At 63.3% G+C, this 12,355-nt stretch carries 11 protein-coding genes; 6 read left to right on the top strand and 5 right to left on the bottom strand.

The window, feature by feature from the left end; all coding sequences use genetic code 11:
- Nucleotides 1-19: 19 nt before the first annotated feature.
- Entirely contained in the window at nt 20-1,807 is a 1,788-nt protein-coding gene (locus tag U1H99_RS01055) for a M48 family metalloprotease (protein WP_323139932.1), read from the bottom strand.
- Nucleotides 1,808-1,911: 104 nt separating this feature from the next.
- Between U1H99_RS01055 and moaC the strand changes: the two genes are divergently transcribed.
- Nucleotides 1,912-2,403 (top strand): cyclic pyranopterin monophosphate synthase MoaC, encoded by a 492-nt coding sequence (moaC, locus tag U1H99_RS01050; protein ID WP_323139931.1) that lies wholly within the window; start codon nt 1,912-1,914, stop codon nt 2,401-2,403.
- 66 nt (nt 2,404-2,469) lie between these two features.
- Here the strand turns inward: moaC and U1H99_RS01045 are convergent, their stop codons facing one another.
- Complete coding sequence (locus U1H99_RS01045) at nt 2,470-3,555, bottom strand: fumarylacetoacetate hydrolase family protein (RefSeq protein WP_323139930.1); 1,086 nt, start codon at nt 3,553-3,555, stop codon at nt 2,470-2,472.
- Between the two features lie 121 nt (nt 3,556-3,676).
- Between U1H99_RS01045 and U1H99_RS01040 the strand changes: the two genes are divergently transcribed.
- Nucleotides 3,677-3,895 (top strand): hypothetical protein, encoded by a 219-nt coding sequence (locus U1H99_RS01040; protein ID WP_323139929.1) that lies wholly within the window; start codon nt 3,677-3,679, stop codon nt 3,893-3,895.
- A gap of 72 nt (nt 3,896-3,967) precedes the next feature.
- Here the strand turns inward: U1H99_RS01040 and U1H99_RS01035 are convergent, their stop codons facing one another.
- Nucleotides 3,968-4,309, bottom strand: a complete 342-nt coding sequence (locus tag U1H99_RS01035; protein WP_323139928.1) for a hypothetical protein — start codon at nt 4,307-4,309, stop codon at nt 3,968-3,970.
- A 147-nt stretch (nt 4,310-4,456) separates the two neighbouring features.
- Between U1H99_RS01035 and U1H99_RS01030 the strand changes: the two genes are divergently transcribed.
- The 4 genes from U1H99_RS01030 to U1H99_RS01015 all read left to right on the top strand — a co-directional run bounded on the left by U1H99_RS01030 (nt 4,457) and on the right by U1H99_RS01015 (nt 10,059).
- Nucleotides 4,457-5,011 carry a hypothetical protein gene (locus U1H99_RS01030; RefSeq protein WP_323139927.1) on the top strand — a complete coding sequence of 185 codons (555 nt, stop codon included), beginning with the start codon at nt 4,457-4,459 and terminating at the stop codon, nt 5,009-5,011.
- Nucleotides 5,012-5,215: 204 nt separating this feature from the next.
- Nucleotides 5,216-6,973 (top strand): methyl-accepting chemotaxis protein, encoded by a 1,758-nt coding sequence (locus U1H99_RS01025; RefSeq protein ID WP_323139926.1) that lies wholly within the window; start codon nt 5,216-5,218, stop codon nt 6,971-6,973.
- A gap of 159 nt (nt 6,974-7,132) precedes the next feature.
- Entirely contained in the window at nt 7,133-9,202 is a 2,070-nt protein-coding gene (locus tag U1H99_RS01020) for a S9 family peptidase (protein WP_323139925.1), read from the top strand.
- Between the two features lie 140 nt (nt 9,203-9,342).
- Nucleotides 9,343-10,059 (top strand): flagellar brake protein, encoded by a 717-nt coding sequence (locus tag U1H99_RS01015; protein WP_323139924.1) that lies wholly within the window; start codon nt 9,343-9,345, stop codon nt 10,057-10,059.
- 6 nt (nt 10,060-10,065) lie between these two features.
- Here U1H99_RS01015 and U1H99_RS01010 read toward each other — a convergent pair whose 3' ends face one another.
- Nucleotides 10,066-11,556, bottom strand: a complete 1,491-nt coding sequence (locus U1H99_RS01010; RefSeq protein WP_323139923.1) for an O-antigen ligase family protein — start codon at nt 11,554-11,556, stop codon at nt 10,066-10,068.
- An 85-nt stretch (nt 11,557-11,641) separates the two neighbouring features.
- A complete protein-coding gene (locus U1H99_RS01005) occupies nt 11,642-12,091 on the bottom strand; it encodes a pilin (RefSeq protein ID WP_323139922.1) in 450 nt (149 codons plus the stop codon).
- Nucleotides 12,092-12,355 lie beyond the last annotated feature (264 nt).

Here is a 12,355-nt window from a genome sequence, read left to right as displayed (position 1 = left end):
CCCTCACCCACATCTTATGTCACTTCTTTTGAAACCATAAGGGATCGCCCAGCCGCATCGGCTCCTTGCGGCCCGGGAAATCCGTGTCGCCCAGTCCCTTGCTCTTGCCGTCCCCATTGCCCGTTTCGATCTTCAGACGCGGGCCGGCATCCAGCTTGTCGCGGGCGCTGCCGTCGGCGGCAAAGCCTTCGCCGCGGTCTTTCTTTTCCTGCTTCTCGTCCTTCTGCTTCTGCTGCAGCTCGCGTTCGCGCGCGTCGATCACGGCCTGGTCATAGAAGGACACGTCCTTGGCCTTGCGCGCCATGTTCAGCTGGTCGACGGCGGCCGGCGTCGCACCGGTCAGCACATACGATTCGGCCAGCGCCATGTGCTGCAGCGCAATCTTGCCCTGCGCCGCATAGGTCTTGGCGAGCTGGTTGTACAGCTTGGGCTCCTCGCGGTACTCGCGCACCTGGTCGCGCAGGAATTGCGCCGCCTGGTCCAGCTTGCCGGCCGCAATCATGGTCTCGGCATACTGGCGCGCCAGCGCACGCGACAGCGGGAACTTCTGGTGCGCCTGCTCCGCCTCGCGCATCGCCTCGGCCAGCATCTCGGGCGGCTGGCCGGGCGCCATCTTGATTTCGATGTCGAGCCCGGTGAACATCGCCGAACCGTCGGAGCCGGGGCGCTCGGCCGACAGCACGCCGGGACGCGGACGCATCGACCCCTTCGCCTTGTCGAGCCAGCTCTGGGCCGTCTTCAGGTCGCCCTGCTTCAGCGCCAGGAAGGCCATGCCGTACATGCCGGCGGTCTGGTGCTGGGTGTTCTGCTCGGCCATCTGGGCCTCGAAGGTGCTACGCGCCTCGTCGCGTCCGCTCTGGCTCTCGTCCTGCAGTACGCGCGCGCGCGCCCGCACCAGGTGGAAGTCGATGCTGTCCGGACGGAGATGGCCCGGCTTGGGCGCCTCGCGGATGCGCGACTGGATGTCGGCGATGCGCTCGCCGGTGAGAGGGTGGCTGCTGAGCCAGGCCGGCGCCTCGCCGTACAGCCGCGTCGTGCCCTGCAGGCGCTTGAAGAATGCCACCATGCCCGAGGTGTCGTAGCCGGCCGCGCGCATGGTCTGGAAGCCGACGCGGTCGGCCTCGCGCTCGGCATCGCGGCTGAAATTCAGCTGGCGCTGGATGGCCAGGCCCTGCCCGCCCATCATGACGCCCATCGCCGCATCCGCCCCGCCGCCGGCCTTGCCGACCAGCGCCGCCAGGATCAGCGCCGCCAGCGGCAACAGCGCATCCTGCTTCTGCTGCCCCAGCATGCGCGCGATGTGGCGCTGCGACACGTGCCCGATCTCGTGCGACAGCACCGAGGCCAGTTCGGACTCGTTCTGCGCCACGATCAGCAGTTGCGAGTGTACGGCGATAAAGCCGCCGGGCAGCGCGAACGCATTGATCATCGGATCGCGCACGGCAAAGAAGAAGAAATCGGCATTCGTCTCGCCGCGCGTCCCGGGCGCCGTCAGCACCAGGTTCATGCCGAAATTGTTGAGGAACTCGAGGATCGGATCGTCATCCAGGTAATCGCGGTCGCGCCGGATGTCGTTCATGATCTCCTCGCCCAGGCGCCGCTCGAGCACCGGCGACAGGTCCGCACGCGCGCTATCGCCCAGCGTCGGCAGGCCGATGGAATCGTTGGCGCGCAGCACCGGCGTGGTAGGCGCCGCCGAGGCGGAGGCAATGGCAAGGGCGCCGGCCGTGCACAGGCTGGCGGCCGTCAGGAGACGCCGCCACGCACCTGCGCTGCGCTGCCGGTGCCGTGATGAAATCGGCAACATGGCTGGATTCGGGTTCGGTTTCACGATGCTATGATACCGCCATCTTCGGCCCCTGTACGGCCGAGCCCATACTTTGTTACCGCATCCAGACAGCCGCAACCACGATGACCGATTCCACCTCCCCCCTCACCCACTTCGACGCCACCGGCCAGGCCCACATGGTCGACGTCGGCGCCAAGAACGAAACCCACCGCATCGCCGTCGCCGCCGGCACCATCCGCATGAAGCCGGAAACCCTGGCGCTGGTGACCTCGGGCACGGCCAAGAAGGGCGACGTGCTCGGCGTCGCGCGCATCGCGGCGATCATGGGTGCGAAGCGCACCAGCGACCTGGTGCCCTTGTGCCATCCGCTGGCGATTACCCGGGTAGCGGTGGATTTCGAGGTGGATGCTGCCGCGAATTCCGTGCACTGCCGGGCGCAGGTGGAGACCGTCGGCAAGACTGGGGTGGAGATGGAGGCGCTGACTGCCGTGCAGGTGGGGTTGCTAACGATTTACGATATGTGCAAGGCGGCGGACCGGGGGATGGTGATGACCAATGTGCGGGTGCTGGAAAAGCATGGTGGCAAGAGCGGGGATTGGACTGCCGAGGTATAGCGCCCTTTTTGCGCAGTGATGGCGCCGCCGCCATGGCTTGCGGCGACGCTCCCTGTCAAATCGATATCAGCTTTCGGAGCGGATCGTGTTCCGCATAATGCCTACTCCCGTGATCTCGGTCTCGATCACATCCCCATGCTTCAGGAACTCCGGTGGCTTGCGCGCAAACCCGACGCCCGACGGCGTTCCGGTTGCAATGATGTCCCCGGCTTCCAGCGTCAGCCCGCGCGACAGCTCCGCAATAATCCGCGGAATCTTGAAATACATCTGCTTGTAGCTCGCATTCTGCTTCTCGACGCCGTTGATGCGGCAGATCACCCGGATATCGTCGAGTTTCACCCCGGCCGAGGTCACGATCCAGGGCCCCATCGGCCCGTGCCCATCCAGGCTCTTGCCCTTGAACCACTGCCCGCCATGCAGCTTCTGCTGTGCCTCGCGCACCGTGGTGTCGTTGTAGGGCGCGTAGCCGAACACGTAATCCATCGCCTGCGCTTCGCTGATATTGCGGCCGGTCTGGCCGATGATCACGGCCAGCTCCGCTTCCCAGTCGGTGGTATTCGAATAGCCGGGGTCGTGCGGTATCGGGTCGAACGGCCCGTTCATCGTGTGCGTGCCCTTGGTGAAGAACACCGGGTGCTCCGGGAGTTTTTCGGTCGATTTGTCGAAGCGGGCGGCCTTGCCTTCTTCGAAATGGTCGAGGTAATTCCAGCCGACGCAATAGATGTTGCGGTCGGGCCGTGGAATCGGCGACATGAAACGGGCGCCCTCGACCGGCAGCAGCGCGGACGGCGTTTTCATCGCCGCGTCCGCCACCGCGCGCACCTGCTCGAGGCCGGCGTTGCCGCTCTTGATCAGCGCCAGCATCGACGCCGGATCGAAGGGCAGCGCCCGCTTCTGGCGGCGCGCTTCCGCCTGCAGATCGATCATCTTGCCGTTGTCGAGCACCACGACCAGGATCGGCGCGCCGCCGGATGGCGGGGTGCAAGTGGCGAGACGCATGCCGATCTTGCCGGACAGGGGCGGTACGACGACCTTGGATGTCGTGGACGATGAGGAGGACTGGGCTTGTGATGCAGGCTGGGCGGTGGCGAGAAGGCCGCCTACGGCAGAGGCGGCGCTGGCTTTCAACAGCTGACGGCGGTGGCTATCCATGACTCGGTCTCCTGATTATTATGAGAGAAGCACATGCATAACCATTCTAGCGACCAAGTTTCCTGCCTAGCGCAGGCCGTTACAAAAAATCCAACCAATGGCGACAGATGCCAATTTGCAGATGAAACGTCTCGTCACATCCCCCCTGTTGCTTGCGCTTGCCTTTAGCGCCGTGGTCATCGGCTGGCCTTACTTGTTCCCCCTGCCTTCTATCCAGGATCTGGCACGCGACTGCACCCGCAAATGCAGAAAATTCAATATGCTGGGCAATCTCGAAAAGGAACCGGCGCCCTATACGCCAAAATACTCGCCCAGCCAATACAGCTGCCGCTGCGTTTGAGCGGCACGTCAGGCACAGCATGAAAAGACATCGACGCCAGCGCGCAAGCATGGCGTCGAAGCAGTGCCGGCCTTAACGCGTGCTCCGCTTGCCCCCCATCCACATGTCGGTGAACGCCTGTCCCATCATGCCGGCCGCCTTCTGGTTCGCGTCCATCAGGCGCTCCATCGATTTCTGCTGCATCGTCATCGCATTCTTCGCCAGCGCATCGGCACACGATTGCGAGGCATTGATGATCGCGCGCAGCGTGTGTTCCTGGATGATGTTGGCCGAACTGAGTACCCATTGCTGGGCGCTGGCCTGCATGGCGTCGCGGTAGACGTTGGCGGCGCCGGTCCAGGCGTCGAAGAGCGGCGCGGGCATGGAAGGCGTAAAGGCCATGGCCGGGTTCATTTTTGTCGTCAGCATCATCATGTCATGCTCCTTCAAGGTCAGCGATCGAATGAAACAGCGGATTTGTGCAGCGCACCATCCCAGTGTACGCCCGAGTAGGCGCTTGGTTTGATTTCCCGCGCAGTTTTGTGTTGTAGGATAGCCAAACTCAACTCGACAGGAGCCGCCGTGCCTTCATCGATCCGCGGCTGGCTGGCAATTGCCTGCCTTGTTCTGGGGCCGTTTGCCAGCTTTCCAGCGCGTGCGGCCATGGACAAGGCCCCGCTTTGCAAGCCTGCGCCAGGCAGTTCGCCGCTCCAGCTCGCCAAGCTGGAGAAAGATCTACGTGCAAACGATGGCCTGCTTCGCGCGTTGACAGCTCGCCAAGGTGAACCCGTAAACTGTACCGGCAGCGTCACCGAACCTGCAAACGACAACGCGCGCCGGCTCGAATTCGTCTGGGCCGACAAGTCGCGCCTGAAGTATGCCTGGCTGCAGCCAGAAACCTTCATCGTGGAATACATCAATCGGCACGGGCTGGCACACGCCGATGACGTCGAATCCATCTTCCGCCACGATGCGGATGAAAGCGGGATGGCCATCGACTGGAAAACGCCGCATGAGACCCGCGAAAGCAATGCGCGCGTCGTGGAGTACCGCGACCCGGCCCTGAACGGCTTCATGCGCCTACGCTACGACGTGCAACGACGGCTGGTTGAGGTATGGCTCAGCCTTGCGCTCTGACACTTATTTGACTGTTAAATACTTTTTGACAATTAATAAGTAAATTGTTGTAAAAAACCGTCGCATCCCTTCATCCAAGCTGTGTGCACCTTAGAATATTTCCGCAAATCAATTAATATTCGACGGAATCAACAATATTGACGATTGCCAGCCGCGCTTCCGCTGTGCCCGTCCAGTTCAATACCCTGCTTGGAGAATGCCCCCATGTTCCGCAACCTGAAGGTTGGTACACGACTGATCCTCTGTTTCCTCGCCGTCGCCCTGCTGGGCGCCATCGTCGCCGGCATCGGGATCCATAACATGGACCAGATGAACGACCGCGCTCGCCGCCTGTATCAGAACGAGCTGCTCGGTCTGTCGTACGTGAAAGAAGCTAACATCAACCTGGTTTATATCAATCGTGCCGTGCGCGGGGGCATGCTGGCTGCCACCCAGGAGCGCCGCGACACCTCGCTGGCGAACGTTGCCGTATTCAAGAAGGCCGTGCTGGACAACCTCGACAAGGCCCGTCCGCTGTTCACGACCGAAGACGGCAAGCGCCTGTTCGCGCAAGTCGACGACGAGCTGCGCAACTATGACAGCGTGATCGACGAGCAGATCAAGAAGACCAAGGCCGAACCGCTGCAGGAACAGCGCGATTCCGTCGCCTACATGTTCGGCACCTTCATGCCGCGCTCGGGCGTCATCGATAGCAAGATGGACGAACTGACCAAGGCCAAGGAAGACCTGGCACGCCAGGCGAACCAGGAAAACAAGGAGGCCTATGTACGCGGCCGCAGCACGATGCTGGTGCTGGTGCTGCTCTCGCTCGGCGCCGGCGTCGCCCTCGGCATCCTGATCACCCGCAGCCTTACGCGCCAGCTGGGCGGCGAACCTGCCTATGCCGCGGAAGTGGCCAGCCGCATCGCCGCCGGCGATCTCTCGACGCCGGTCGACCTGCGCAGTGGCGACACCGGCAGCCTGCTGTTCGCGATGCAGACCATGCGCGACAGGCTGGCCACCATCGTGGCCCAGGTGCGCGGCGGTACCGATGCGATCGGCTCGGCATCGAGCCAGATCGCATCCGGCAACCTCGACCTGTCCTCCCGCACCGAGGAACAGGCCAGCTCGCTGGAAGAAACCGCGTCGTCGATGGAAGAACTGACCTCGACCGTGAAGCAGAACGCTGACAACGCCCGCCAGGCGAATGCGCTGGCCATGACCGCGTCGTCGGTCGCGGGCAAGGGCGGCGAGGTGGTGGCGCAGGTGGTCGAGACCATGGGCTCGATCAAGACCTCGTCTTCGAAGGTGGTCGAGATCATTTCGGTGATCGACGGCATCGCCTTCCAGACCAATATCCTGGCGTTGAACGCCGCCGTGGAAGCGGCGCGTGCCGGCGAACAGGGCCGCGGTTTCGCGGTTGTCGCCGGCGAAGTGCGCACGCTGGCCCAGCGTTCGGCGGCGGCCGCCAAGGAAATCAAGGTGCTGATCGACGATTCCGTCGACAAGGTCGAGAGCGGCAGCAAGCTGGTCGACCAGGCCGGCAGCACCATGCACGAAGTGGTCGGCAGCATCCAGCGCGTGGCCGACATCATGTCCGAGATCACCGCCGCCAGCCAGGAACAGACCGCCGGCATCGAGCAGATCAACCAGGCGATCAGCCAGATGGACAACGTCACCCAGCAGAACGCCAGCCTGGTCGAGGAAGCGGCGGCCGCTTCCGAGGCGCTGCAGGAACAGGCCGGCAAGCTGGCCGATCTGGTCAGTGTGTTCCGTATCGATGGCGTGCAAGGCCGGGTGGAGCCGGTGGCGGCGCCGGCAGTGCTTGCGAAGGCCCCGGTCGCGTTGGCCAAGCCGGCGCCCGCAGCGCTGCGCCGCCCGGTGCTGGACAAGCCAAAGGCGGTACCCGCCGCCGGCCGTGCCGCTTCGAAACCGGTGAAAGCCGCCGTCCCGGCCGGCGAAGGCGATTGGGAAGAGTTCTGATCGACCTCCCGGCGGCTGCTTCGATCCGGTAGCTGACCTTGTCCTCATGACACCAGGCGCGCCCTTGCGGCGCGCCTGTTCATTTTCAGCCTTGCCCCTCCTCCCTTTCTGCGTGGTAAATTGCTCCCTTTCCACATCAGCAGATAGGATGAAGCAGGCATGAAATACCATTTGCCGGCACTGGTCGCGGCGAGCTTTGCCGTTGCAGCCACCGCCACCGCCGCCCCGCGCGGCTTCACGGTCGAAGACCTGGTCTCGATGGAGCGCGTCGGCGCCCCGGCCGTGTCGCCGGACGGTTCGCGCATCGTCTACACGGTGCGCAGCACCGACCTGGCCAAGAACAAGAGCCACACCGATTTGTACATGGCCGACCTGCGCACGCCCGGCGCGGCGCCGCAGCGGCTGACGGCGGATGCCGCCAGCAGCACCGATCCAGAATGGTCGGCCGCGGGCGACGCGATCTATTTCCTGTCGAGCCGGTCCGGTTCGTCGCAGGTGTGGCGGGTTGCTGCCAACACCGGCGCCGCGACCAAGGTGACCGACCTGCCGCTCGACGTCGACGCCTTCCGCGTTTCGCCCAGCGGCGACCGCCTGGCGTTGAGCATGGCGGTATTCCGCAATTGCGCCGACCTGGCCTGCACCAAGGCGCGCATGGACGCGCGCGAGAAGGACAAGTCGACCGGGAAAGTGTACGACCGCCTGTTCGTGCGCCACTGGGACACCTGGGCCGACGGCCGCAATGCCGTGCTGTACTCGGTGCCGCTGGATCGATCCGGCAAGGCCGGCGCTGCGGCGACGGCAGTCTCCCTGTCCGGTTCGCTGGACGGCGACGTGCCCTCGAAACCGTTTGGCGACCGCGAGGAATTCCGCTTCAGCCCGGACGGCAAGAACGTCGTGTTTTCGGTGCGCATCGCCGGCAAGACCGAAGCCTGGTCGACCAACTTCGACCTGTACACGGTCCCGGCCGCCGGCGGCCAGGCGCCGCGCAACCTCACCGCCGACAATCCGGCCTGGGACACGAAAGGCGTGTTCGCGCCGGACGGGCGCACCCTGGCCTACCTGGCGATGAGCCGTCCGGGCTTCGAAGCCGACCGCTACCAGATCGTGCTGCTCGACGTCGCCAGCGGCAAGAAGCGCAAGCTGGCGGCCGACTGGGACCGCTCGCCAGGCACGCTGCAATGGGCACAGGACGGCAAATCGCTGGTGGTGGACGCCGAGGACATCGGCCAGCACCGCCTGTTCAACATCGACGTCGCCAGCGGCAAGGTCACGCCGCTGACCGGCCAGGGCTCGATCGGCGCCTTCGACCTGCGCGGTGGCACCCTCGCCTACACCCAGGCCAACCTATCTGCCGGTGCACAATTGTTCTCGATGAAGCTCGGCGCCGCCGCCAAGCCAAGCCAGCTGACCGCACTGAACACCGAGCGCCTGGCCGACGTGCGCTGGGGCGAGGCCGAGCAGTTCTCGTTCAAGGGCGCGAACGGCGATACCGTCCATGGCTACGTGATGAAGCCGTGGAACTATGAATCCGGTAAAAAATATCCGGTCGCCTTCCTGGTGCACGGCGGTCCGCAGGGCAGCTTCGGCAACGGCTGGAGCTACCGCTGGAATCCGCAAACCTATGCCGGTGCCGGCTATGCCGCGGTGTTCATCGATTTCCATGGCTCGACCGGCTACGGCCAGAAGTTCACCGACGCCATCAGCGGCGACTGGGGCGGCAAGCCGCTCGAGGACCTGCAGAAGGGCCTGGCCGCGGCGGTGGCCAAGTATCCGTGGCTGGACCGTTCGCGCGCCTGCGCGCTGGGCGCTTCCTACGGCGGCTACATGATGAACTGGATCGAGGGTAACTGGTCCGACGGCTTCAAATGCATCGTCAACCACGACGGCGTGTTCGATACCCGCGGCATGGCCTACGCCACCGAGGAACAATGGTTCACCGACTGGGAAAACGGCGGTCCCTATTTCACCGCCCCGGAAAAGCACGAGCGCTTCAACCCGGTCCTGCATGTGAACAAGTGGAAGACGCCGATGCTGGTCGTGCAGGGCGATCTCGACTTCCGCATCCCGACCGCCCAGGGCCTGTCGACCTTCACGGCGCTGCAGCGCCGCGGCATCGACAGCAAGCTGCTGGTGTTCCCGGACGAAAACCACTGGGTGCTCAAGCCGGCCAACTCGGTGCTGTGGCACCACACCGTGATCGACTGGCTGGATCACTATCTGAAGCAATAATTTTTGAACGCTAATATTGCTTGAAGACTAATGCCCGCAGCGATGCGGGTATTTTTTTGCTGCGAGAATGATAATTTCCAATAGACAATCTTGCTCTGTTATCATTTCAGGCTTTGCGATTAGCGCCTTCAAGAGCCGACATGCATAGCGATCCCGCTGTTCACGAAATGAATCCCAAGGAATTTGTCTTCGAGTCGATGAACCTGCAGGTGGGCATACGCTTGCAGTTCATTACCTACCGGCGCTTGAAGCCGGTGCAGTATTTCTCGACGCTGATCGGCTACATCAAGGATGACTACCTGATCGTCAAGATGCCGATGGAAAATGGCGCACCGATCGGCCTGGTCGAAGGCGAGCGCGTCACGATCCGCGTGTTTTCGGGGGTGAACGTGTGCTCGTTCGCCTGCACGGTCGAGCGCATCTTCGGCCGTCCCCTGCTCTACGTGCACCTGTCGTTCCCGACCGCGATCCAGGGCACCTCGCTGCGCACGGCAATGCGGGTCAAGGTCGACCTGCCGGCCCGGATCACCGCGGCCACGGCGGATGCCACGGCACTCGCGTGCACCCTGGCGAACATCAGCGTCAGCGGCGCCCGCATCGAGACACACCACAGCTTGGTGCAGGACATCGGCGAGATGCTGCTCGAATTCACGCTGGCGCCGCCGCCCGAGCACCATCCGGTCAGCGTGCGCGCGCGCGCCGCGATCCGTAACATCAATACCGTGCGGGTCGAACCGGGCGAGGCGGACGTGTTCGCCTACGGGCTGCAATTCATCGACCTCGATCCGAATCACTTCATGCTGCTGCAGAACCTGACGTATGAAGCGCTGCTGGCGGACCGGCAGAAGATTGTCTAGGCGTTTTCAGAAAAAGCCGGCGTACCACAGGCGCGGCCAGTTGGTGCCTGCGTTCAAGGCTTCCTGTGCCCGCTTCAAAGGATCGCCCTGGTAGCGGGCAACGGCATCAGGCCAGACGGCGATCACCAGGCAGGCGGCAGCCGCGGCAATCAGCATGCCGGCGCAGGCACGCTGCAGCGAAGTCGCCCCCGCTCGTATATGCGCGACCGAATTTGCGCGGCACCAGCCGATGGCGCAACCGAGATAAAGCGCGATCGCCAGCTGGCTCTGTGGCATGACAAACAGGCCCGACACGAGGCCATCGACCAGGATGGCGCCCCCACCGGCCACCAAGGCATTGCAGATCGCTTGATTCAGGCGGTCAGCCGGCACCAGCCCGGCGCCGACACGCAGAAGCGCGCGACCGGCATGCGCCAGGCAGGCGCTCAGGCACAGGAAAGCGGGAATGCCCCACTCGCTGGCAATCTGCATGATCCAGTCATGCGGATGGGCGCCGATATGCAGGTCGCTAGCATTGTGGGCAAAATGCATTGGTCCGGCACCGAGCAGCGGGTGCTGCAGGATCAGGTCAAGCGCGCGATGCCACAGGATGCCGCGTCCCGAAGCCGGATCGGCCGCCGTGCGGTCGACGGCATAATGGATGGCGTCGAGCGTCGGAACGCCGGCCAGCGTGGGAATCACGACGAGGAACAGGACGTAGCCCAGCAGCCCGAATGCGACCGTCAATGCCACGGTCTTCAGGTAAGGAAAAGCATGGCGGCGGCGCAAAGCAGCGACGCAGATGCAGCCGGCGGCCATTCCCGCCAAGGTACCGCGTCCCGAGGTGGCCAGGATGGCCATCCACCAATAAGCGCTCAGGCACCACCACATCGGGCGCAGACGCGACGCCCTGGGCGTGACGCAGCACAGCAGGATCAGCAGCGGCAGGGTTGCCGTCTGCAGATGGTTAAAGAACCGGATATTGCCGAAAGGAAGAGCAAAATCGCCGATGTCGAGAGGAATGTGTAGCACGTACCCGGCGCCGTAGGCAACCCAGAATTGCAGCGAATACAGTGCACAGGCGAGCGCCATGACCTGCACCAGCGCCAGCATGCTCATGACGCCGCCGCGCGCTATTTCACCGGCAATCAATAGCGCGACCAAGTAGAGCAAGAAAAAGATGGATACCTCAAACAGCGCATACACCGGCGAGAATGCACGGATGCTGCCGAGGATGCCGAGGAAGAAAAACAGGGCCAAGGGCTTGCCGGCCGGGGACTGGAACAAGGGAGGGATCTGCCGTGCCGCCAGCACGGCCAATGCGGCTACGACGAGCACCGCGATGCCTGCCAGGCGCTGGCGGTCGTGACCGCCGGTCGTGAAGAAGTTGCTCAGCAGGGCCAGACACAAGAGCGTTCCGAACGGCATTTGCCGTATGGCGCGTGCGCGTGCTGCGATGGGAAGACCTGCAGGCGTACTGCTCGCAAACATGCTGACCTCGTCTGAATCGAACGCCATGCTGCCACAATGAAATATGCCGCTCAGGCAGAGCACTGAGCGGCATTCCGAGTGAGGTGACCGCTACGCGGTCACATCGTTTCGATTAGCTACCTTCGCAGCCTTTCGGTTTGAATTTGGCATCGGCGAAGCCGGTGGTAGTGCAGGTGTACAGGCCGGTAGCGTCGCGGTTGTACTGGATCGTCACGGTACCGGTACCCAGACGGCCTGGGCTGGCGATGGTGCATTGGATAGCGTTGGTGGTGGCGCCGGTGGCAGCGGTCGCGGTCACAGCCAGAGCCGAGCAGTTGCCGGTCGAAGTCGGGAGACCGACGTTGGTCAGGGTCTGGGTGGTGCCTTCGGTTGCCAGCAGTTCGTACTGGGTCTTGCCGCCGGTGATGTCGGCCAGTGCTGCGGTGGCTTTCGACTTGGCGATGTAGTCCTGATAGGCCGGGATGGCGACAGCTGCCAGGATACCGATGATCGCGACAACGATCATCAGTTCGATCAGGGTAAAGCCGCCTTCGGCCTTCTTGACAATTTTCGGTGCTTTCATGATTTGCTTCTCCAGGGATGGGTTACTGCGTTCAAAGGGTGGGTACTGCTTATCCGGTACTGCTTGCTTCTGACCTGTATATTGCAAGCGGCGTGCCAGCTTGTTTCCGTACGGAATCGGTAGCACCCTGATATCAAAACCCCTGTTTTTTGCCAAAAACCCTTGCCACATGACAATTTTTGTCACTTCAGGCTGAACAAATTTTGTCAACTGGACGAAATTTGCAGGCATGCGCCAAAAAATGTCACCCTCCCCGACTGGCCG

The sequence above is a fragment of the Massilia phyllosphaerae genome, from assembly GCF_034659755.1.
In the GTDB taxonomy this organism is placed as follows: Bacteria; Pseudomonadota; Gammaproteobacteria; order Burkholderiales; family Burkholderiaceae_D; genus Telluria; species Telluria phyllosphaerae.
Note: the sequence above shows the minus strand (reverse complement) of the source record. Positions and strands in the feature narration are given on the sequence as shown.